22 protein-coding genes are annotated in these 22,135 nt (G+C 66.5%); 14 read left to right on the forward strand and 8 right to left on the reverse strand.

The window, feature by feature from the left end; translation table 11 throughout:
* The first annotated feature begins 115 nt into the window (after window positions 1-115).
* Entirely contained in the window at window positions 116-382 is a 267-nt protein-coding gene (locus ACI8U3_RS06010; RefSeq protein ID WP_415013951.1) for a hypothetical protein, read from the forward strand.
* 26 nt (window positions 383-408) lie between these two features.
* Here ACI8U3_RS06010 and ACI8U3_RS06015 read toward each other — a convergent pair whose 3' ends face one another.
* The 4 genes from ACI8U3_RS06015 to ACI8U3_RS06030 form a co-directional block, all read right to left on the reverse strand.
* Window positions 409-1,020, reverse strand: coding sequence for a hypothetical protein (locus tag ACI8U3_RS06015; RefSeq protein WP_415013952.1), 612 nt, complete (start codon window positions 1,018-1,020; stop codon window positions 409-411).
* A 28-nt stretch (window positions 1,021-1,048) separates the two neighbouring features.
* Window positions 1,049-2,224: a glutamine-hydrolyzing carbamoyl-phosphate synthase small subunit gene (gene carA, locus ACI8U3_RS06020; RefSeq protein ID WP_415013953.1), complete on the reverse strand. Its 1,176-nt coding sequence runs from the start codon at window positions 2,222-2,224 to the stop codon at window positions 1,049-1,051.
* Between the two features lie 110 nt (window positions 2,225-2,334).
* A complete protein-coding gene (locus ACI8U3_RS06025) occupies window positions 2,335-3,030 on the reverse strand; it encodes a hypothetical protein (protein ID WP_415013954.1) in 696 nt (231 codons plus the stop codon).
* 235 nt (window positions 3,031-3,265) lie between these two features.
* A complete protein-coding gene (locus ACI8U3_RS06030) occupies window positions 3,266-3,964 on the reverse strand; it encodes an SDR family NAD(P)-dependent oxidoreductase (protein ID WP_415013955.1) in 699 nt (232 codons plus the stop codon).
* A 49-nt stretch (window positions 3,965-4,013) separates the two neighbouring features.
* Here ACI8U3_RS06030 and ACI8U3_RS06035 point away from each other — a divergent pair, with 49 nt between their 5' ends.
* On the forward strand, window positions 4,014-4,718 hold the full coding sequence (locus ACI8U3_RS06035; protein ID WP_415013956.1) for an HAD family hydrolase: 705 nt from the start codon (window positions 4,014-4,016) through the stop codon (window positions 4,716-4,718).
* Window positions 4,719-4,775: 57 nt separating this feature from the next.
* On the opposite strand, the gene ACI8U3_RS06040 is transcribed toward ACI8U3_RS06035, so the two are convergent.
* Window positions 4,776-7,826: a TonB-dependent receptor domain-containing protein gene (locus ACI8U3_RS06040; RefSeq protein ID WP_415013957.1), complete on the reverse strand. Its 3,051-nt coding sequence runs from the start codon at window positions 7,824-7,826 to the stop codon at window positions 4,776-4,778.
* A 342-nt stretch (window positions 7,827-8,168) separates the two neighbouring features.
* Here ACI8U3_RS06040 and ACI8U3_RS06045 point away from each other — a divergent pair, with 342 nt between their 5' ends.
* The 4 genes from ACI8U3_RS06045 (at window position 8,169) to ACI8U3_RS06060 (ending at window position 13,783) form a co-directional block, all read left to right on the forward strand.
* On the forward strand, window positions 8,169-8,480 hold the full coding sequence (locus ACI8U3_RS06045; protein ID WP_415013958.1) for a hypothetical protein: 312 nt from the start codon (window positions 8,169-8,171) through the stop codon (window positions 8,478-8,480).
* A 10-nt stretch (window positions 8,481-8,490) separates the two neighbouring features.
* Complete coding sequence (gene carB / locus ACI8U3_RS06050) at window positions 8,491-11,790, forward strand: carbamoyl-phosphate synthase large subunit (RefSeq protein ID WP_415013959.1); 3,300 nt, start codon at window positions 8,491-8,493, stop codon at window positions 11,788-11,790.
* Between the two features lie 66 nt (window positions 11,791-11,856).
* Window positions 11,857-12,390, forward strand: coding sequence for a hypothetical protein (locus ACI8U3_RS06055; RefSeq protein ID WP_415013960.1), 534 nt, complete (start codon window positions 11,857-11,859; stop codon window positions 12,388-12,390).
* An 85-nt stretch (window positions 12,391-12,475) separates the two neighbouring features.
* A complete protein-coding gene (locus ACI8U3_RS06060) occupies window positions 12,476-13,783 on the forward strand; it encodes an amidohydrolase (protein ID WP_415013961.1) in 1,308 nt (435 codons plus the stop codon).
* 3 nt (window positions 13,784-13,786) lie between these two features.
* On the opposite strand, the gene ACI8U3_RS06065 is transcribed toward ACI8U3_RS06060, so the two are convergent.
* Window positions 13,787-14,032 (reverse strand): hypothetical protein, encoded by a 246-nt coding sequence (locus ACI8U3_RS06065; RefSeq protein WP_415013962.1) that lies wholly within the window; start codon window positions 14,030-14,032, stop codon window positions 13,787-13,789.
* A 143-nt stretch (window positions 14,033-14,175) separates the two neighbouring features.
* Here ACI8U3_RS06065 and ACI8U3_RS06070 point away from each other — a divergent pair, with 143 nt between their 5' ends.
* The 8 genes from ACI8U3_RS06070 (at window position 14,176) to ACI8U3_RS06105 (ending at window position 19,974) form a co-directional block, all read left to right on the forward strand.
* The gene (locus tag ACI8U3_RS06070) at window positions 14,176-14,967 is read left to right on the forward strand and encodes a hypothetical protein (protein ID WP_415013963.1); all 792 of its coding nucleotides are present in this window, start codon (window positions 14,176-14,178) and stop codon (window positions 14,965-14,967) included.
* Between the two features lie 49 nt (window positions 14,968-15,016).
* On the forward strand, window positions 15,017-17,215 hold the full coding sequence (purL, locus tag ACI8U3_RS06075) for a phosphoribosylformylglycinamidine synthase subunit PurL (RefSeq protein WP_415013964.1): 2,199 nt from the start codon (window positions 15,017-15,019) through the stop codon (window positions 17,213-17,215).
* Between the two features lie 51 nt (window positions 17,216-17,266).
* The gene (locus ACI8U3_RS06080; protein ID WP_415013965.1) at window positions 17,267-17,524 is read left to right on the forward strand and encodes a ribbon-helix-helix domain-containing protein; all 258 of its coding nucleotides are present in this window, start codon (window positions 17,267-17,269) and stop codon (window positions 17,522-17,524) included.
* A 4-nt stretch (window positions 17,525-17,528) separates the two neighbouring features.
* Window positions 17,529-17,843, forward strand: a complete 315-nt coding sequence (locus ACI8U3_RS06085; protein WP_415013966.1) for a type II toxin-antitoxin system RelE/ParE family toxin — start codon at window positions 17,529-17,531, stop codon at window positions 17,841-17,843.
* An 85-nt stretch (window positions 17,844-17,928) separates the two neighbouring features.
* Window positions 17,929-18,168, forward strand: a complete 240-nt coding sequence (locus tag ACI8U3_RS06090) for a BolA family protein (RefSeq protein ID WP_415013967.1) — start codon at window positions 17,929-17,931, stop codon at window positions 18,166-18,168.
* A gap of 3 nt (window positions 18,169-18,171) precedes the next feature.
* Window positions 18,172-19,083 (forward strand): aldo/keto reductase, encoded by a 912-nt coding sequence (locus ACI8U3_RS06095; RefSeq protein WP_415013968.1) that lies wholly within the window; start codon window positions 18,172-18,174, stop codon window positions 19,081-19,083.
* 118 nt (window positions 19,084-19,201) lie between these two features.
* Window positions 19,202-19,549 carry a Grx4 family monothiol glutaredoxin gene (gene grxD / locus ACI8U3_RS06100; protein WP_415013969.1) on the forward strand — a complete coding sequence of 116 codons (348 nt, stop codon included), beginning with the start codon at window positions 19,202-19,204 and terminating at the stop codon, window positions 19,547-19,549.
* A 2-nt stretch (window positions 19,550-19,551) separates the two neighbouring features.
* Complete coding sequence (locus tag ACI8U3_RS06105) at window positions 19,552-19,974, forward strand: acyl-CoA thioesterase (RefSeq protein ID WP_415013970.1); 423 nt, start codon at window positions 19,552-19,554, stop codon at window positions 19,972-19,974.
* A gap of 13 nt (window positions 19,975-19,987) precedes the next feature.
* On the opposite strand, the gene ACI8U3_RS06110 is transcribed toward ACI8U3_RS06105, so the two are convergent.
* Together ACI8U3_RS06110 and ACI8U3_RS06115 are read right to left on the reverse strand one after the other, a co-directional pair.
* Window positions 19,988-20,383: a hypothetical protein gene (locus tag ACI8U3_RS06110; RefSeq protein WP_415013971.1), complete on the reverse strand. Its 396-nt coding sequence runs from the start codon at window positions 20,381-20,383 to the stop codon at window positions 19,988-19,990.
* A 225-nt stretch (window positions 20,384-20,608) separates the two neighbouring features.
* Window positions 20,609-21,937, reverse strand: a complete 1,329-nt coding sequence (locus ACI8U3_RS06115) for a glycosyltransferase family 2 protein (RefSeq protein WP_415013972.1) — start codon at window positions 21,935-21,937, stop codon at window positions 20,609-20,611.
* Window positions 21,938-22,135 lie beyond the last annotated feature (198 nt).

Genomic DNA, 22,135 nt, shown 5'->3' on the forward strand with positions numbered 1-22,135 from the left:
TCTTCGAACGGAACTATCCACAGTCGCCTGTGGTTAACTATCCAACCCGTCCCCAGAAAGCGGACGATCAGGACCAGGGACGCCGAAGGCGAAAGGGTTCATCCGGAAGCTGACCATGTTCATCGCCATCGCCCGTCCGGCGGTGGAGCCGAAGGATCCCGACGCTGTCGCCGTTCCCGGTTCTCCCGCCATCGCCAACGACCACCCCCGTGCGCTGCACGCCCGGCTGGTGGAGAACGCGGCCCTCAGGCGGCGACGGGGCGTGGAGCGAAGGCGCGCGGGCCGGGCGGACGATGCGGACTACTGGCTCAGCGCCGCGCCGATGGCCTTGCGCAAGGCCGCCCAGTTGCGGCTGGAATGCCGGGCCTTCGCCCTGCCCTAGCCCGGCAGCTCAAACTACGCGACACGTTAGAGGATCAGGCACCAAATCGGCGCTTCCGGAAAGGACACTCTTTCCGACCATTCTCCTTCTGGAAGACGAACATCCACGACGTTTCGAGCGGCCTTGCCTTGCGGATAGGCCGGAAACTCGAACGATGCATCTCCGCCGACAATCAGGGTGGAACCATCATCGAAAACAACCTCAACAACGGCGCCCGTCATTCCTAATGACAGCGTCTCTCCTGCAAGGATTCTGTTGATATACGGAGGGGGAAGACGCGTCGGGCTTTCCCTTAAAGCAACGATGTCCTGTGGAAGGATATGAGTTTCCAGCGGCAGCAAACCGCCGTGGTGCGTGTCAACACCTCGGATGATGCACACGCGGTCAAGCCATGCCCCTGATTTCAGCTGGACTTCACAGGGCCAGTAATGTGCGCCGCTCCAGTAATCCGCGGGTGCGGGAACGATCCGTACAAGGTCGGCTCGCAGCGCCTCCGGAAATGGAAGCGACATTACACCATGTCGGCGAATTTCACCCCGAATCCAACGTTCGTAGGACAACCAGGGGCGAACGCGGAATTCATGTTTCCATGCCGGATCAGCTATCCGGACTTCGGGTGGCCAACCAGGTTCCGCCAAATCACTCGCCCCCTCCGCAAGAGAATACCTACCTTTGTCCCCGCGCCGCATCCATGTGTTCGGCGAAGCGGTCGAACAGGTAGAGGCTGTCGGCCGGGCCGGGGGAGGCTTCGGGGTGGTGCTGGACGCCGAAGACGGGGCGGTCCTTCAGGGCGATGCCGCAGTTGGTGCCGTCGAACAGGCTGACGTGGGTTTCGGTGACGGCCTCGGGCAGGGTGTCGCGGTCGACGGTGAAGCCGTGGTTCATGGAGACGATCTCCACCTTGCCGGTGGTGACGTCCTTGACCGGATGGTTGGCGCCGTGGTGGCCCTGATCCATCTTGACCGTCTTCGCGCCCAGGGCCAGGGCGAGCATCTGGTGGCCCAGGCAGATGCCCATGACGGGCTTGCCGCTGTCGACCAGCTTCTTGATTTCCGGCACCGCATATTCGCCGGTGGCCGCCGGGTCACCGGGGCCGTTGGACAGCATGACGCCGTCGGGATTGCGGGCCAGGATTTCCTCGGCCGTGGTGGTGGCGGGCACAACCGTGATCTTCGCGCCGGTGGCGGCCAGGGCGCGCAGGATGTTGCGCTTCACGCCATAGTCCACGACCACCACCTCGTTGCGGCGGCCCTCACCGGCGACATAGCCCTCGGGCCATTCCCAGGTCCCTTCACTCCAGTCGAAGGCCTGCAGGCACGACGCGTCCTTGGCCAGGTCGAGGCCCACAAGACCGGACCATTCGCGGGCCTGGGCGATCAGGGCGTCCAGATCGAACCGGCCCTCCGGGTCATGGGCGATAACGCCGTGGGGCGAGCCGCTGTCGCGGATGGCGGCGGTCAGGGCGCGGGTGTCCACGCCCGCCAGCCCCACCACGCCGCGCTTCTTCATCCAGGCGTCGAAGCCGTCGCCGCTGCGCCAGTTGGCCGGGTCGGTGGGCAGGTCGCGGAACACCGCGCCCACGGCCGCGGTCCCTGCCCCGCCGTCGCCGATCTGCTCCACATCCTCGGCGTTGGTCCCCACATTGCCCACGTGGGGAAAGGTGAAGACGAGCACCTGTTTCATGTAGCTGGGGTCCGTCAGGATCTCCTGATAGCCGGTCATGGCGGTGTTGAAGACCACCTCGCCCAGGGCCGATCCCGTCGCGCCGACGCCGACGCCCTGAAGCACGGTTCCATTAGCCAGGGCGAGCACGCCGGTGGCGCCGGGCAGCAGGGTGGTCATGGCGGGCTCCTGGGACTGTGGACGCGGCCTTCATGGGCCGAACCGACCCCGATGGCAAACGGCCGCGTTCCTATGGATTCGCAACTCGCAGGTCAAGCGTCGCCGGCGTGTCAGACGGTCAGTCGCCCCATGTCGCAGAAGACCGCGTGCGTCGCACCCGCTGCGGCGGCGGCCTCACCTCGCGATGGCGGCAGATTGACCAGCAGCACGTCATGCGCGACCCCCCTCGCCTGGGCGATCAGCTCGGCTGCGGCGCGCCAGTCCACGGCGCTCTCGGTCTCCACTCCGGCGAAGTCCAGCGAGACACAGCGAGGCTGCACCGGCGCCAGTCGGGCGATCATGCCCGGCTCGGGCGGGGCATGGACAATCACCCCTCGTCGCTGAGCGCCCAGGTGATCGAGAGCGGCGCGGACATCCTCTGCGGTGGCGCGCATGTCCACGCCCATGATTTCCACCAGCAGCAGGCCGGCGTCCACATCAGCCGCGAGCCCGGTGTACAGCAGCGAGAACCGCCCCGCCGACGACGCCACCGTGCGCCAGAAGGCCGGGGCCACGCCTGTCGCGCCGCCCGGCAGGTCCAGCAGTCCCACGCCGTGACGCAGGGTCTCCACGTCGATGCGTTTCAGGTCGGCCACTTCCAGCCGGACACGGTGCATCCCGGCCAGGGCGCTTTCGCCCCCGGCCCGGCGTACGGTGCGGCCCAGCCGGGCCCCCACATGGTTCTTCTGAACAAGATCAAAGACCGGCTTCGCGGCCAGGGTCACCGTCAGCTCGCGTCGAGCGTCGGTGACCAAAGGAAATGTCAAACTCTTGGTCCCAGCGGGACTGAAGCTGCGCGCTTCAACCGGGCGGTCCCCATCCGCCCCGGCTTGCGTGTCGCTCAATCCCGCCGGGAGCGAATGCCCCGTCGGGTAAGCCATCACAATGTCTCCCAGCATCATTTCCCCACGTGATGCGGGTTCATGAAGCCGGAAAATCTGCCATGGAAAACGGAACGTAACGCTAAGAAACGCGGTGAAGAATCGCGGTTAGCAAACGCGGTTATTCCGTTATGCGGTCACCCTTCCAGTCGAACACGAAGCCGGAATCGGACTGTTTCAGCCCATTGATCACACCCAGCAGACAGAATGCGGAATGGTCGGTTGAGAACAGCTTGTCCGGCGCCACGCCCTTCTGGAACGGCTCGCTCAGCGCTGTGTCCACTGTGCCGGGATGCAGGCCGACACAGATCATGCCCGGGTGGGTGCGGGCCAGCTCCACCGACAGGGTCTTCAGGATCATGTTCAGGGCCGCCTTGGACGCCCGATAACTGTGCCAGCCGCCCAGCCGGTTGTCGCCGATGCTGCCCACCCGCGCCGACAGGGCCGCGAACACCGCCCTGCCCTGTCGCGGCGCCAGCGGCAGGAAGGCCCGCGCCGCCAGGGCCGGGCCCATCGCGTTGATCTCAAAATCCCTTCTCAGGTGCTCGGGATCGAGGGCTCGCCAGCTACGCTCGGGCTGGAAGCCGTCATGCAGGACTCCGGTCGCCACGATGCACAGGTCCACCGGCTCCCCGACCGCCGCCGCAGCCGCTTCCAACGACGCCAGATCGGTGATGTCGGCCTGCAAGGCTGTGACGCCATCCGGGGCGCGGCCCGAGCGGGACACACCGAACACCGCCTCATACCGCTCGTCGGCCGCCAGCCGCGAAGCCAGCGCGCCGCCGATTCCCCCTGACGCCCCGATCACCACCGCACGCATTATCGCCTCCCGCTTTTCGCCCGTTCCGCCACCATGATAGGGAGCGATCATGCCCATCACCACCATCGGCCTGGATGCCGACGACACCCTCTGGCACAACGAAGCCATCTTCCGGCTGACCCACGACCGGTTCGCCGACTTGCTGTCAGAGCACCATGACCGCGACCGCATCGACGCCCGACTGGCGGCGACGGAGCAGCGCAACCTTCGCCTTTACGGCTACGGCATCAAGGGTTTCACCCTGTCGATGATCGAGACGGCCATGGAACTGACCGATGGCGCGCCCCCACCGCGAGTCATCAGCGAGATTCTGGCCGCCGGCCGCGAGATGCTGTCCCACCCGGTGGAGACCCTGCCGGGGGTGGCCGAGACCCTGAACCGGCTGTCGGAGCAGTACCGGCTGGTGCTCATCACCAAGGGCGACCTGATGGATCAGGAACGCAAGCTGGCCGCCTCGGGCCTGGGCGACCTGTTCTCGGGCGTGGAGATCGTGTCCGAGAAGACCGCCGAGGTCTATGACCGCGCCTTCCGCCGTCACGGCACGGGCGCGCAGCAGGCGGCCATGGTGGGCAACTCCATGAAGTCCGACGTGCTGCCCGCCCTTCAGGCCGGCGCCTGGGCCGCCCACATCCCCTACGCCGTCACCTGGGCCCACGAACTGGCCGACGCGCCGGAGGACGAGCCGAGGTTCGCCGCGCTGGAGGTGATCACCGAGGTCCCGCCGTGGGTAGAGGGAACGACCCAGGGCCGCTGACCATAGAAAAAGGGCGGGACCTTTCGGCCCCGCCCTTTGTCACTCAGCCGATCAGACTCAGCGCCAGAACAGCGCGTCGCCGACCGCACCGAGACTCATGCTGCCGCCCACGTAGAAGAAGCGGCCCAGGGCCCCGATCGGATAGACCGCGCTGCCGCGGTCCGGCTCCTGGTTCGTGAAATTGTTCACGCCGCCGTAGAGGGTGAAGCTGTCGTTGACGTTCCAGCGCGCCTGGATGTCGTGCTGCTCTCGCGCCGAGTACATGCGGAACTGGTCCTCGACGTAGTCCGGCTCGGCAGCAAGGGTCTGCGGATCAATGCGGTAGGTTTCATCATAGTAGGTGAAACCGTAGTTCACCGCGAAGTCACGCCACTGCCAAAGGGCGTCGAAGGTGGCGACCCACTCCGGTGCGCCGGGGAAGCCCAGTTGCTCGTCCGGCGTGTCCAGCTCGACGAAAACCAGCTCTTCCAGCTTCGTCGCCGCCAAGGCGAAGTTGAACCGCCCGATGTCCTGCTCGATGCCGAAATCAAGCGGGTTCAGGTTGTAACGGATCGTCATGTCGTAGCCGGAGGTCTGGTACGACGCGACGTTCACCGCCGACTGCTCGAAGTAGTTGATGAAGCCGTTCGTCTCATTGCGGCCGATCAGGTCGCAGAACTGGTTCGGCTGGGGCAGATCATAGCACTGATCCACGACCGTCTGCGCCTGGAAGAACTGGATCGCGTTGGTCAGGTCGATGTCATAGTAGTCCAGCGCCAGCGAGAAGCCCGGCGCAAACTGGGGCGTGAAAACGAAACCGGCGGTGAAGGTGTCGGCTTCCTCGGCCTCCAGGTCCGGGTTGCCCCCGACGATGCCCTCGATGGAAGACGACGACGTGTTGTCGAAATTATTCGGGTCGAACCCCAGCGAGCTCAGTTCGGCGGAGCAGTTGGCCTGACGGTTGTCCGTGCCCAGGTTCTGGTTGTCGGTGTCACACGGATCATCCAGCAGGGCGAACGTCTGGGTGCGCGGCAGGAACAGCTCACTGATGTTCGGCGCACGCACCGAACGGGCCTCGGTGGCGCGGAACATGATCCAGTCGTTCAGACGCCAGCGCGCGCCCAGCTTCCAGGTGTCGGTCGACCCAGCGGTGGAGTAGTCCGAGTAGCGATAGGCCGCATCCAGATTCAGCTCCTGAATGAAGGGCAGATCGCTGAGAAGCGGGGCGTTGAATTCGACGAAGACTTCCGAGACGTCGAACGCCCCGCTGCTGTCGACTCCGGCGCCCGACCACGAAACGTCATAGGCCAGCGCCGGATCATTCTCCGGGTCCAGCTCGTCACGCACGGATTGACCAAGGGCCTCCAGGTCGGAAACGCGGCTCTCACTGCTTTCGAAGCGTTGCTCCATGCCCACGGCGAACGACAGGGGTCCGCCCGGCAGGTTGAACCAGGCGGCGCTGTCGCCCGTCACGAAGGCGCTGAACACACGCTGCTCGATCTCTGCGGTCTGTAGCGAGTCCACGTGGATCCAGTCCAGGGCTTCCTGAGACGGCGAACCGTTGCCGAAAATGTTCAGCGGCACGCAGCCGCTGGCGGCGCCCGGCGTGAAGGTGCGCGCGCCGACGCGGCTGTCGACGTTCGGATTGTCGAGATACGACGACGGGTCCAGATCGCTGCGGCAGACGGGGCCGTTCGGGCCGTCCACCACGTCGATGGCGGCCAGGAACCGGTCGTTCAGACGGTTATTCAGATAGGTGGATTCCGTCTCGGTCTTGCCCCAGACATACGACACTTCATAGCGCATGCCGCTGTCGCCGATATCGCCTTCCAGACCGACCACGGTGCGGAAGGTGTCACGGGTGATATCGCGACCGGTGAAACCGAAGTCCAGGTTGTCGCGCTGCACGAACACGCCGGGATCGACTCCCAGCAGGGCCGCGTTGCCCGGATTGCCGAGGCCCGTGGGGTTGGTCAGGGCGTCCTCGCGGATCGCGTCGGGCATGAACGGATTGTCGATGCCGGTCCACAGGCCGGTGTAAACGTACTCGCCCGCCTCGCCGTAGCCGAAGTCATAGGTCGGCTGAGCGTTGAAGCCCGTCTCGATGCGGACGAATTTGCCTTCGAAGAAGAACGAATGACGCGGCGCGAAGTCGTAGCGGCCGCTGGTATTGAAGGCCATGCGGTCCTGGGCCGGCAGGATCTCGTCCTGGAACACGTCCAGCAGCGAACCGGAACCGCCAATGACGGTGAAGTCGTTGGTCAGCTGGCCGCTTTCCCAAAGCTGGCCGTCGCCCTGGTAGTCGAAGCCGTACAGCTCATCGTTGAAGTCCAGGTCCGTGTAGACGGAGCCGCCCAGCGAGGTGTCCGGATAACGGACATTTCGTTGCAGGATGTAGTCCGGCACGTTCGGATCATCGGCGAGGTCGTCGGGGTTGGCGGCCAACGTCTCACGCTGTCCGATACGAGTGTAGGAGCGGTCGTTGGGCGACAGAGCCTCGTCCTCGGCCCATTCGAAGCCGAAAGTCAGATTGAGACGGCCGTCCAGAAAGTTCTCACCGATCAGGCCGCTGACGAAGTGACGGTCGCCGCCGCCTTCGTCCGACCAGCCGGTCTGGGCGCGCAGGTCGATGCCCTCGAAGTCATCCTTCATCACGAAGTTGACCACGCCGGACACGCCGTCGGCGCCGTAGATGGCCGAGGCGCCGCCGGTCAGCACCTCCACCCGCTCGATCAGCGCCACGGGAATGGTGTTGGTGTCGATGGCGGCCGAACCCGGGTCGGAGGCCACGTGGCGACGGCCGTCGATCAGAACGAGGGTCCGATTCGTGCCCAGGCCACGAAGGTTGAGAAGGTTCAGGCCCACCGAGACCTGCCCGCCCGTATCGGCCGATTCCTGATTGTTGAACGAACCCACCAAAGCGGGATAGTCGCTCATGAAATCGGTCACGTTAGTGACGCCGGAGTATTCGATCTGTTCGGACGTCACCGACACCACAGGGTTCGACTGCACATAGTCCGCCAACCGGATGCGCGAACCGGTGATGACGATCTCCTCGACCGCCGTCACTTGGGGCTCGTCCTCGCCCGCCACCGTCTGTTCCTGCGACAAGGCGGGCGTGCCCACCATCACAGCGGCGAAAACTCCGCCAATAAGACAAGTGGTCTGCTTAAGACGACGACGTGAGGACATTCATTGACTCCGAACGGTGTTATTCAAGATTGCGGTGTGGATGTGGGCGGCAACTAGGCGTCATCTTGTCCTAAACGCAACTTTTTTGGACGAAATCTTCTAAAGTTTTAGGTAGATGGCGAAAAGTTGGCGAACAGTGTTCTTCGTTACAGGCCTCGCCTAATCCGCTTGTGCCAGTCGCTGAAGCCGCTTAAACGGGCCGCTTAACCGACAACCTCATCGTCTCGCCCCGCCCCGGCGCGGGCGTTCGCGCGCGTGAAACCCGGAGCCAGAACCGCCTTGTCCGACGCCCCCAGCCATGAAGAGCGCGACGCCATGGTGCGCGCCGCCCTGGGCGAGCACGGCGACAGCGGTCGGACGCCGCGTCACACCCTGTTCTATTTCCATGGCGCCGGGGCACACGAGGACCTGAACGAGGTGGCCCGGCGGGCCGGGTTCCTGACACGGGGTCAGGACGAAACCACCATTCTCGAAACTACGATCCCGGTGGACGAGGCGTCTTTCGCCTCCGTCTCCGCCATGATGCAATCCTGGGCCGCGGCCTTCCAGCTGGACTATGACGGCTGGGAGTGCGCGGTCGTGACGAACTGAGTAGGCGCCCATGCCCAAACGCAAAGACATCAAGTCCATCCTGATCATCGGCGCGGGGCCCATCGTGATCGGGCAGGCGTGCGAGTTCGACTATTCGGGCGTGCAGGCGTGCAAGGCGCTGAAGGCCGAGGGGTACCGGGTGATCCTGGTCAACTCGAACCCGGCCACCATCATGACCGACCCGGAGGTGGCCGACGCCACCTATATCGAGCCGATCACGCCGGAGATGGTCGAGAAGATCATCGAGAAGGAGCGGCCCGACGCCCTGCTGCCCACCATGGGCGGCCAGACGGCGCTGAATACAGCCCTGGCGCTGGACGCCTCGGGCGCGCTGAAGCGGCTGGGCGTGGAGATGATCGGGGCCCGCGCCGACGTCATCGACAAGGCCGAGGACCGCCAGAAATTCCGCGACGCCATGGACAAGCTGGGACTGGAAAGCCCGCGCTCCAAGGCCGTGCACCACATCGACGAGGCCGAGGACGCCCTGGCCTTCGTGGGCCTGCCGGCCATCATCCGCCCCAGCTTCACCCTGGCCGGCACCGGCGGCGGCATCGCCTATAATGTGGAGGAGTTCCGCGAGATCGTGGAGCGCGGGCTGGACCTGTCCCCCACCACCGAGGTGCTGATCGAGGAATCGGTGCTGGGCTGGAAGGAGTATGAGATGGAGGTGGTCCGCGACCATGCGGACAACTGCATCATCGTCTGCTCCATCGAGAACGTGGACCCCATGGGCGTCCACACCGGCGACTCCATCACCGTGGCCCCGGCCCTGACGCTGACCGACAAGGAATATCAGCGGATGCGCACCGGCTCGATCAATGTGCTGCGCGAGATCGGGGTGGAGACCGGCGGGTCGAACGTCCAGTGGGCGATCAATCCCAAGGACGGCCGCATGGTCGTCATCGAGATGAACCCGCGCGTGTCGCGTTCGTCGGCGCTTGCGTCCAAGGCCACGGGCTTCCCAATCGCCAAGGTCGCGGCCCGCCTGGCGGTCGGCTACACCTTGGACGAGTTGACCAACGACATCACCATGGTGACCCCGGCCAGCTTCGAGCCGTCCATCGACTATGTGGTCACCAAGATCCCGCGCTTCGCCTTCGAGAAGTACCCGGGCGCCGAGCCGATGCTGTCCACCTCCATGAAGTCGGTGGGCGAGGTCATGGCCATCGGCCGGACCTTCAAGGAGTCCATGCAGAAGGCCCTGCGCGGGCTGGAGACCGGACTGAACGGCTTCGACGAGATCGAGATCGACGGCGTGACGGGGGCCGAGGACGAAGCCGCCATCAAGGGCGCCGTGGTGCGCGCCCTGGGTCTGCCAACGCCGGACCGCATCCGCGTCATCGCCCAGGCTTTCCGCCACGGGCTGAACGTCGAGGAAGTGCAGGCCGCCTGTTCCTATGAACCCTGGTTCCTGCGCCAGATCGCCGAGATCGTGCGCGAGGAAGGCCATGTGCGGGTCAAGGGCCTGCCGACCGACGCCGCCGATTTCCGCCGCCTGAAGGGCATGGGCTTTTCCGACGCCCGCCTGGCCTCGCTGACCGGGACCACCGAGAAGGCCGTACGCGACGCCCGCCGGGGCCTGTCCGTCCGCCCGGTGTTCAAACGCATCGACACCTGCGCGGCCGAGTTCGCCAGCGCCACGGCCTATATGTATTCGACCTATGAGACCGGCGCCCTGGGCCAGGTCCCGGCCTGCGAGGCCGCGCCGTCGGACCGCCGGAAGGCGATCATCCTCGGCGGCGGGCCGAACCGCATCGGCCAGGGCATCGAGTTCGACTACTGCTGCTGTCACGCGGCCTTCGCCTTCGCCGACATCGGGGTGGAGTCGATCATGGTCAACTGCAACCCGGAGACGGTCTCCACCGACTACGACACCTCCGACCGGCTGTATTTCGAGCCGCTGACCGCCGAGGACGTGCTGGAACTGATCGGTGTGGAGCGCTCCAAGGGCGACCTGATCGGGGTTGTGGTGCAGTTCGGCGGCCAGACGCCGCTGAAGCTGGCCAATGCGCTGGAAGAAGACGGCGTGCCGATCCTGGGCACCAGCGTGGACTCCATCGACCTGGCCGAGGACCGCGAGCGGTTCCAGAAGATGCTGCATGACATCGGCCTGCAACAGCCGCCCAACGGCCTGGCCCGGTCTGCCGAGGAAGCGGCGGAGAAGGCCGAGGAGGTGGGCTATCCGGTTGTGCTGCGCCCCTCCTACGTGCTGGGCGGCCGAGGCATGATGATCGTGCATGATCGCGAGCAGTTGGACCGCTACGTCCATGAGGCCATGAAGGTCTCGGGCGACGACCCGGTCCTGATCGACCACTATCTGAACCGCGCCACCGAAGTGGACGTGGACGCCATCTGCGACGCCGACGACGTGTTCGTGGCGGGCGTGCTGGAGCACATCGAGGAAGCCGGCGTCCACTCGGGCGACAGCGCCTGCTCCATGCCCCCCTACTCGCTGTCCGAGGCGGTGGTGGCCGAGCTGATGCGCCAGACCACCGAAATGGCGAAAGCCCTGAAGGTGCGCGGCCTGATGAACGTGCAGTTCGCCATCGAGGAGCCGCACAGCGACCATCCCCGCATCTTTGTTCTGGAGGTCAATCCGCGCGCCAGCCGGACCGTGCCCTTCGTGGCCAAGACCATCGGCGAGCCTGTCGCCGCCATCGCCGCCAAGGTCATGGCGGGCGAAAAGCTTTCCTCCTTCGGGCTGAAGCACAAACCCTACGACCACATCGCGGTGAAGGAGGCGGTGTTCCCGTTCGCCCGGTTCGCAGGCGTCGACACGGTGCTGGGCCCGGAGATGCGCTCCACCGGCGAGGTCATGGGTCTGGACTGGAAGCGCGAGGACGAGGCGGACATGCAGGGCGCCTTCGCCCGCGCCTTCGCCAAGTCGCAGCTGGGCGGCGGCACCATCCTGCCCACCTCGGGCTGCGCCTTCGTCTCGGTGCGCAATGACGACAAGCCGTTCATCCTGGGCGCGGTGAAGAAGCTGATCGAGCAGGGCTTCTCGATCCTCGCCACCGGCGGCACCCACGCCTATCTGACCGAACAGGGCCTGGAGGTAGGCTTGGTCAAGAAGGTGCTGGAGGGCCGTCCCCACATCGTCGACGCCATGAAGAACGGCGAGGTCCAGCTGGTGTTCAACACCACCGAGGGCAAGCAGTCCCTGTCGGACAGCTTCTCCATCCGCCGCACGGCCCTGATGATGAAGATCCCCTACTACACCACCACCCCCGCCGCCCTCGCCTCCGCCCAGGCCATCGCCGCCATCAAGGCCGGCGAGCTGGATGTGCGGCCGTTGCAGGGGTACGCGTGATCAAAGCTCAACTGGACGCCCCGCCGGCGCCTGTGTTCCCTGCCCTTCGCATTTGGGGGATGGCGCATGGCGACGGAAAAACGGATCAACTGGGGCTTCCAGATTTGGCTGTTCGTGGCGGTGATCCTCACCTTCGCCCTTCACGAGGCGGGGCACTGGGCGGTCGGTGAACTACTCGGCCATGAGGCCTATTACGGCTTGAACAGCGCGGGCGTCCGAGGCGCGGTCCCGGACGACCATCGCCTGCTGATCACTGCCGGCGGGCCCGCCGTCACCGCCCTGCAGGCCTTGGTCGCTCTGGCGCTGGTCCTCGCTCGCGAGAGCCTCGCGGCCTATGCTGTCCTCTACGCCGCAGCCTTCATGCGCTTCATGGCGGCCGTCATCACGATCATGAATCCCAATGATGAGGCCCGCCTCAGCCTGGCCTTCGGTCTGGGAACATGGACCCTGCCCGTGGTCACGGTTCTGGTCCTGGTCGGCCTGGTCTGGATCGGCGCCCGTCGCCTGGGCGTGTCGGGGAAAACCAACATCGTCGCCTATGTGGTCGCAACGCTGGCCGTCAGCGGCGTGGTGGGCGCGGACATGCTGCTCAAGGCCTGATCAGGCGTATCGAGCAGGCAGACGCGGAGATTGCCTCGCCCTGCGGCTGGGCTACAGTCCCTGTCGAACAGACAGGGGCTGAACCATGAAACGACTGCTGATGCTGGCGGCCTGCGCGGCCGCCCTCGCCTCGCCCGTCTTCGCGCAGGACGCAGCGCTGGAGCGGGCGGTGGCGCAGGACTATCAGGCCAATCTGGCGGCGCTGTGGGACCACTTCCACCGCAATCCGGAGCTGTCGGGGCTGGAGGTCCAGACCGCCGCGCGCATGGCGCAGGAGCTGGAGGCGCTGGGTTATGAGGTGACCACCGGCGTCGGCGGTCACGGGGTCGTGGCGATCCTGCGCAACGGCGACGGGCCCACCGTCATGCTGCGCGCCGACATGGACGGGCTGCCCATCGCGGAAGATTCCGGTCTGGCCAACGCCTCCACAGCGCGGCAGGTGGACCACGACGGAACCGAGAAGCCGGTCATGCACGCCTGCGGCCACGACGTGCACATCACCGCTCTTGTGGGTACGGCCCGCCAGATGCAGGCGCGGCGGGACAACTGGTCCGGCACCCTGATTTTGATCGCCCAGCCCGCGGAGGAGACCATCTCCGGCGCCCGCACCATGATGGAGGATGGGCTGTACGAGCGGTTCCCGAAACCGGATTACGCCGTCGCCTTCCACGTGGCCTCGGGGCTTGAGGCCGGACGCATCATGGTGCCCGAGGCCATCGCCTATTCCAGCTCGGACAGCGTGGACATCACCGTGCGGGGCGTGGGGGCCCACGGCGCCTCGCCCCACATGGGCGTGGACCCGATCCTGGTGGCCAGTCAGATCGTGGTGTCGCTGCAATCGGTGGTCAGCCGCGAAATCGCGCCCCTAAGCCCCGGCGTCATCACGGTCGGGTCCATCCACGGCGGCATCAAGCACAACATCATCCCGGACCGGGTGGACCTTCAACTGACGGTGCGATCGGACGATTTCGAGGTGCGCGAGCAGCTTCTCGACGGCATCGACCGGGTGGCGCGGGGCACGGCGGTGGCGCTGGGGGTGCCGGAAGACCTGCTGCCGGTGGTCACGCGGTCAGAGACACAGACCACACCCCCAACCATCAATGACACCCCAACCGCCGCCATTGTGCGCTCCGCCATCGCGACGGGCATGGGCGAGGACATCCTGATCGATCGCCCGCGCGAGGGCATGGGGGCGGAGGACTTCTCCTATTTCATCGCCCCGGGCACGGGCGTGCGCGGGGTCTATTTCGCCGTGGGCGGCACGGCTCAGGGCGAGCTGGAGACGGCGTCGTCCCACCACTCGCCCTTCTTCCGCATCGAACCAGAGCCCTCCGTCACCGCCGGGGTGACCGCCATGGTGCTGGCGGCCGAGGCGCTGTTCGCAGCGGACTAGGCGTCAGGCGCCGGTTCCGGACGCGGGGCTCGCCTGGCCCTGGACGCCGATGGACTCGTCGATGCGCTCCACCGTATCGTTCTCGTCAGCGAGGCGCTCGTCCGCATCAACGGGCTGAACGCCACCGGGGTCGCGCTGGGCCTGCAGTTCGCGTTCGCCCACGCCCAGCCCTTGCTGGCGGGCACGATCGGCCTGGACTTCGTCGGTTTCGAAGTGGGGGTCTTCGGGGGTGGCTTTGGTGTCGGTCATGGCGATCTCCGTTCGGGCGGACCATCCGCCGTCCGCCAAGGCAACCGGGGGCCGTGATGAATGTTCCGGCGCGCCGGCGGCAACCTTTCAGCCCCCGCGCGCGTAGTTCAGCAAAGCTTCCATTTTCACGCCGGAGCGCCCCCATGTCCTCCATCATTCGCCCCACGCCAACCCAGCAAACCCGCCGCTTCATCGTGCTGGCCGCGGCCCTGTTCGCGCCGATCATCGGATACGGTCAGATTCTGCTGGGTTGGGGGCAGAGCCCGGCCGAGTTCTCGGCCGATGGCGACCAGACCCTGCGGGTGGCCAGCTACGCCTTCACCATCTGGGGCCTGATCTACACCTGGCTGATCGCCTATGGCGTGTGGCAGGTGCTGCCGCGCACCGGCGAGAGCCAGCTGCTCAGCCGAATGGGCTGGCCGTCGGCGGCGGCCATGTTCGGCATCGGCCTGTGGGTCATCGCCTCGGCCGCGGGCTGGGACGCGGCCACCATCGTGCTGATCGCCGGCTCGGGGCTGGTGCTGGTCGCGCCGATGCTGATGAGCACCCAATTGATCCGCGCGGCGCCGACCCGGGATTCGGACCGATGGCTGATCGCCTGGCCGCTGGGCCTGCTGGCCGGATGGCTGACCATCGCCACGGCGGCGAACGTCCTGACCGTCGCCACCGCGAACGACGCCCTGCCGCCGGGCCTGCCGCCCACCGGCTGGGCCCTGCTGGCCGTAGCCGTCGTCGTGGCCGCCGCCCTGCTGGTGACTTGGCGCCTGCGCCTGATGGCCTATCCCCTGCCCATCGCCTGGGGCCTGATGGCGGTGTTCGTGGCCGAGCAGGAGCGCAACCCCCTGCTGGGCTTCAGCGCCCTCGCCGCCTCCCTGCTGGTTCTGATCGTCTCATTGATCCTGGTGTTCCGCCTGAAGCGCGACATCGCGCGCTGACGTACACGAGAGGCTGACACGACTCCCCGGGGACGCTAGAAGCGCGCCCATGAGCGCGCACACCCCCACCATGGCCGAACTGGCCGCCGAATACGGCCTGGCCGAAAACGAATATCAGGTCGTCCTGGATCGCCTGGGCCGAGAGCCCAATCAGGTGGAGCTGGGCGTCTTCTCGGTGATGTGGTCCGAGCACTGCTCCTACAAGTCGTCCAAGATCCATCTGGGCAAGTTCCCCACCAAGGGCCCCCGTGTGATCTGCGGCCCGGGCGAGAACGCCGGGGTCATCGACATCGACGACGGCGACGCCTGCATCTTCAAGATGGAGAGCCATAACCATCCGTCCTTCATCGAGCCCTATCAGGGCGCGGCCACGGGCGTCGGCGGCATCATGCGCGACGTCTTCACCATGGGCGCGCGGCCGGTGGCTCTGCTGAACGCCCTGCGCTTCGGCGATCCGGAGCACGAGAAGACCCGCCGCCTCGTCACCGGCGTGGTGGCCGGCATCGGCGGCTACGGCAACTGCGTGGGCGTGCCCACCGTGGCGGGCGAGACCAATTTCCACCGGGGCTACAACGGAAACATTCTGGTCAACGCCATGTGCGTGGGCGTGGCCAAGGCGGACTCGATCTTCTATTCGGCCGCCCCGGCGGCGGGCCATTCGGTGGTCTATTTCGGCTCCAAGACCGGGCGGGACGGCATCCACGGCGCCACCATGTCCTCGGCCGAGTTCGACGACGAGTCCGACGCCAAGCGCCCGACGGTGCAGGTGGGCGACCCGTTCGCCGAAAAGCTGCTGATCGAGGCGACGCTGGAGCTGATGGCCTCCGGCGCCGTGGCCGCCATCCAGGACATGGGCGCGGCGGGCCTGACCTCCTCCTCCGTGGAGATGGCGGGCAAGGGCGGCGTCGGCGTCGAGCTGGACCTGGATCAGGTGCCCCAGCGCGAAGAGGGCATGACCGCCTATGAGATGATGCTGTCCGAAAGTCAGGAGCGCATGCTGGCGGTGCTCAAGCCGGGTCGGGAGGACGACGGCCGCCGCATCTTCGAGAAATGGGGTCTGGACGCCGCCGTCATCGGCAAGACCACCGACACCGGCCATCTGGTGCTGAAGCACAAGGGCGAGGTGGTCTGCGACGTGCCGCTGGCGCCCCTGTTCGACGACGCGCCCCTGTATGACCGGCCGTGGACACAGCCGGCCCTGCACCCGCGCATCGACCCCAAGGACGTGCCTGCTCCCGCCGACTGGACCGAGGCGGTGATCAAGGTCATCGCCTGCCCCGACATGGCGTCCAAGCGCTGGATCTGGGAGCAGTACGACCGCCACGTGATGGCCGACACCATCCAGGATTCCGCCACCGGCGCGGACGCCGGCGTGGTCCGGGTTCACGGCACGGACAAGGGTCTGGCGGTCACCAGCGACTGCACCCCCCGCTATGTGCAGAACGATCCCTATGAAGGCGGCAAGCAGGCGGTGGCCGAGGCGTGGCGCAACCTGACGGCCGTGGGTAGCCGCCCCATCGCCATCACCGACAACCTGAACTTCGGCAACCCTCAGCGCCCGGAGATCATGGGCCAGATCGTGCGGGCCATCGACGGCATGGCCGAGGCCTGCGCCGCCCTGGACTTCCCGGTCGTGAGCGGGAACGTGTCGCTCTACAACGAGACCAACGGCGTCGCCATTCCCCCCACCCCGACCGTGGGCGCGGTCGGCCTGCTGCCCAACTATGACGTGACCACCGGTTTCGCCGGCATGGTCGAGGGGGACACGCTGGTCCTGATCGGCGACACCCACGGCGAACTGGGCGCCTCCATCTATCTGCGCGAGGTGCTGGGCCGTGAGGACGGGGCGCCGCCGCCGGTGGACCTGGCGCTGGAGCGCAGGACCGGCGACTTCGTGCGCGGGCTGATCGAGGCGGGCAAGCTGACCGTGGTCCACGACCTGTCCGACGGCGGCCTGATCGGCGCGGCGGCGGACCTGGCCCTGGCGTCGGACACCGGCGTCGTTCTGGACGCCACCAGCGAGCAGCACGCCCACATCCTGCTCTTCGCCGAGGATCAGGCCCGCTATCTGGTCGCGGTTCAGGACGCCGAGGAGTTGATCGCGGCGGCGCGCGCCGGCGGTCTCCATGCCTCGGTCGTGGGCCGCGCCGAAGGAACCGACTTCGCCTCGAAGGGACTGTTCAGCATTCCTCTGAAGGACCTGCGCGCGAAACACGAAGGCTGGATGCCGGGGTGGATCAACGGCTGACAATCTTGCCTTGTCCACAAAATCCCTTAAATTGAGGACAAGGAGGCCCACATGTCGAATCCCATGACGCTCAACGTGCGGGTCAGCGGTCCCCTGAGCGATTTCGTCGCCGACAACGTCGGTGCGGACGGCGCCTATGAGAATGTCAGCGAATACGTGCGCGACCTGATCCGCCGTGACAAGGAACGGGTCGAGGCGGAACGGTTCTCGCGGCTGAAGGCTGAGTTGCACGCCGCTTTCAGCGCCCCGGAAGACAGCTATCGCCCTCTGACCGCCGACGATGTGATCCTGCGCCGCGCAGCGGTCTAGGTGGATGCCGGACGTACGCATCTCGCCATCGGCCGCGCGGCGCCTGGACGAGATACTGGTTCACACTCGGACCACCTGGGGCGCAGCGCAGGCCGAGCGATACATCAGGGGCCTGTTCGCCTGTTTTGAAGACATCGCCGCCCGCCGTGTGGTCTGGCGCGCCATTCCGGCGGAGTTCGGTGTGGAAGGCTTCTACACCCGGTATGAGCGGCATTACGTCTACTGGCGGGTGCTTTCCGGCAACGGGATCGGCATTATGACCGTCCTGCACGAACGCATGCACCAGCTGAATCAATTCCAGAACGACAGCACGGACTGACCCGCCGCGTCCTGACCGATCGCGTAAGCCGCCCCTTAAGGATTATCGGGCATCCTTAACGTCGTTATTCGGAGGCCGATTTCCCATGCCCATGCCTGTCGAGGCGCTGGAACAGCATCTGCGCGAGGCGTTTCCCGACGCCGAGATCGAAATTCAGGATCTGGCCGGCGACGGCGATCATTATCGCGCGCGCATCGTTTCCGCCGCCTTCGCCGGGCAGTCGCGGGTGAAACAGCATCAGGCCGTCTATGCGGCGCTGAAGGGCAAGATGGGCGGCGAACTTCACGCCCTGGCGCTGGAGACCAGCGCACCCGAGGGAGCCTGAACCATGCGCTATCGTCCATTCGGCCGGTCCGGCTCGGCGGTTTCCGCCCTCACCCTGAAGGTGGGCGCAGACGCGTTGGGCGGCGGCCCGTCGCGGGTCCACGATCTGGTGTTCGCCGGGCTCGAGGCAGGCATCAACACCTTCCACCTGACCACCGCCGATCCGGTTCTGGCGGAAGCGGCGGGCGAGGCCCTGGCGCAGGTGGACCGCAAGCTGATTCAGGTCTCGGTAGGTCTGGGTCGTTTCGAGGGCCGCCGGGGCGGACGAGATTTCTCGCCGCAAGGCCTGACGGGCTCCATCGACCGGGTGCTGCACGCTTCCGGTCTGGGCTGGATCGACCTGGCCATGCTGGACGAACCGGGCGAGGACGAGATGCCCCAGGCGGCGCTGACCGCGCTTAAGGCGCAGCGCACCTCGGGCCGTGTCCGCATGCTGGGCGTGGCGGGGGACACCGATGTGATGGACGCCTATGTCTCCACCGGCGCCTTCGATGTGCTGGCCACCGCCTATCATGTGAACGCGTCCTGGCAGACCAAGCACCGCATGCGCGCGGCGCTGGAACAGGACATGGCGGTCATGGCCTACGGCTATTTCCCCCGCGAACTGGACACGGTGAAAAAGGCCGAGGTCCTGCATGAGCCCAAAAAGGGTCTTTTCGGCTTGGGCGGCGGGCGGCCGAAACACGATCCGCTGGCGGGAGCCGGAACCTTCGCCTTCCTGCACCAGACCCACGGCTGGCAGGCCGAACACATCTGCCTGGCCTTCGCCCTGACCGATCCGTCGGTGGCGTCGGTGATGGTTGACGCCGGCTCGGCTGATCGCATCGAAGCCCTGGCCGCCGTGCCCGAGCGCGATCTGCCCCCAGGCCTCAGCGCCCAGATCGAGATGGCCCGTGTTCGCATGGCGGCGGCCTGACAGCCCTCAAGCAGCGAGCGTCCGCGACGCGAGCGATAGGGCAAAGGATTTCCCCTTGCCTTGACCCGGCCCTGATCGGTCCCTAGCTGACGGGTTCCTCCTGCACAGGCGAAATCCCGTGACCGATACGACCGAAAATCCCGTCCACGCCTTCATCGCCGCCACCGTGGCCGAGCATCCGGTGGTGCTGTTCATGAAAGGCACGCCAGATGCGCCCCGATGCGGCTTCTCGGCCGCGGTCGTGCAGATACTGGATCACGTGGGCGCGCCGTTCGTGGGGGTGGACGTGCTGCAGGACGAGGCCCTGCGCGACGGCATCAAGACCTTCACCGACTGGCCCACCATTCCGCAGTTGTATGTGAAGGGCGAATTCGTCGGCGGTTCGGACATCGTGCGCGAGATGTTTCAGTCCGGCGAGCTTCAGCAGGCCCTGACCGAAAAGGGCGTGGTCCTGGGCGAGGCCTGACCGTGGCGCGGCGGGAACTGACCCCGCGCGAGGACCGCCAGGTCTTCACACTGCCGCTGACGATCAAGGGCGAACACATCGACGACAACGGCCACGTCAACAATGTGGTCTATGTGAGCTGGCTGCAGGAAGCGGGCACGGCCCACTGGAACAGCTTGTTCAGCGCGGAAGACCGGGCCCGATGGTCCTGGGTCGCCCTGCGCCACGAGGTGGACTATTTCCGGCCCCTGCCCCCCGGCGCCACAGCCGTGGCCCGCACCTGGGTCGGCGATCCGCAGGGGCCGCGCTTCAACCGCTACGTCCGCATCGAGGACGGCGAGGGCCGCCTGTGCGCACAGGGCCTGTCCGAATGGTGCCTGGTGGACGCGAAAACCATGCGGCCCCACCGCATTCCGCCCGAAATGGTCAGGCCGTTCGAGGCCTGACCAATCGCGGTATTCAGGGCACGACCAGCGGGTTGGCCAGAACCAGGGCCGCGCCGCGCTCCAGGCCCAGCTCGTCATAGGTCCAGGACAGCTCAACGCCCTCGGCGACCAAGGCGCGGCAGAGGTCGGCTTCAGTGCGGACCAGGGTCATTTCCCCGGCCATGGCGCCGCCATCCACGATCTCAACGCTGAAATCGGACTTCTCGGTGCAGCCGTTGGAGGTGACGCGCACCACCGCCTGATCGCGCTCGAACCGGACGCCATGCACGCTTTCCAGTTCACGCGGCTGCAGGTCGATCGAGCTGGTCGAGGCGGCGCGCACCGTCGTCGTCTCACCGCTGTCGCTGGAATAGATAACGCAGCCGCCCAGCATCAGAGGGGCGGCCAGAATCAGAACAAGACCACGCATCAGTTGTTCGACTCGTCGCTGCTGGTGATGACGCGCGTGGTGGGCTCGTCGGTGGAAATGATGATGCAGCCGGACAGCAGCGGCGCGGCGATGGCGGCGATAAGCAGGATGCGAAGCATTGGATGACCCCTCGGCGATGACTTGATGCCCAATACTGCCAAGGCGCGTGTTCAAAGGCACGTGAACAATCGGAAAGGGTCGAAAGGCGCCGCCGCCTCACGCCGGCTAGAGTACGATCTTCTTCGGCGACCGGAAGGGTTGGTCGCCGGGCTCCAGCCGCAGGGCGGCCGGGGTGCGCAGATTGCGGGCGTGCCAGAAGGACCACCGCTCCCAGTAGATCAACCGATCCAGATTAAAGCCCCCGGACCCGAAACCGCTGTCCTTCGCTCCGGTCAGAGAATCAGCGCGCCACGCGCCGAGGATCAGGGGCGTGCGCGATATGGCGGCGCGGCGCGGCCCGAACAGCTGCACCAGCCGCCACCAGTATTCATTGTCGGCGCCGCTCAGCACCTGATGGAAATAGCCGGCCCGTTGCAGCACCGGCGCTCGCTCGAACATCAAAGTGGACGGCGCCCATCGTGTCAGGGGCCAGACGCCCCTCGCGTGGATCTCGCCCTCGGCGTCCACGCGCAGGCTGCGGCCGGAATGGGCGGTCAGCTTGCGGGCGCGCATCTCGGCGACCTGACGGGCCAGGCGGTCGGGGTGCGCCCATTCATCGGAATCCTGAACCGCCACCCAGTGGCCCTTGGCGCGGGCCAGCGCCGCGTTGCGGGCGGTGTAGGCGCCGCCCCGCTGCGACTGTCGGATCAGGACGAAGCGCGGGTCGCCGTCGGCCGCCGCCAGCGCCCGCTCGGCGTTGTCGTCGGTGGAGGCGTCGTCGACGAACAGGAACTCCAGATTGCGCCAGCTCTGATCCAGCACCGACCGCACCGCCCCTGCCACCCAGCGCGACGCGTTCCTCGACGGCATGATGACGCTGATCAGCGGGCCGTCCACGACGGGCGACGCGTCGGCGCGGGCGTTTGTGACACTGACCGGCAGGGCCGGATCAACCGGCTCGGGCGGCGACAGGCTCCATGCCGCGAAACCCTCGCGCCATGCGGGCGCGGCCCTGGCCGGATCATGCCGATCCAGCGAGGCGCGCAGGAACGCGGCCTGCGGACCGGATGCGGTATCGAGGGCGCGCCGGGCGTCGTCCTCGCGCCCCGCCGCGAGCATCAGCGCCGCGCGCAGGGAGGCATCGGGACCCGCATATTTCGTAAGGGCGAGGCCCGGATCGAAGGCGGAAAAGGACAGAGCCAGATCGTGTTGGGGCCGGGGCGCCAGGGTGCGGGCGAAATCCAGCGCCTCCCCTGCCCGCCCCGTGGCGGTCAGCGACCGGATCCGCTCGACTGGAAAGGCGTGGGCGGCGGCGGGGTCGCGATCAAAGGCGCGGACGGCGAGCCGGTGCAGCTCCAGCCGCGACAGGGCGACGGGATCGTGCAAGGCGCCCATGGCCATGGCGGCTGAGCGGCGGCGTTGTCGGATGAGGAAGCGGGCGATCGGGTTGTTCACCTGACGTCTCTCGCTTCCCATTCGCGCACAGGGTTGGTTGGGCGGCTGCGCGCAAGAAAGAATGGTGGATGCGACAGGGATTGAACCTGTGACCCCCTCGGTGTGAACCGGTTCAGACACATTTTCGCCGCGTTTCATGACGTTTCAACTGCAATATATTCAGCAGGTTAGCTTGAAACGGCGTTTCAGCGCAGTTAC

The sequence above is a fragment of the Brevundimonas sp. genome (genome assembly GCF_047617075.1).
Classification (GTDB): domain Bacteria; phylum Pseudomonadota; class Alphaproteobacteria; order Caulobacterales; family Caulobacteraceae; genus Brevundimonas.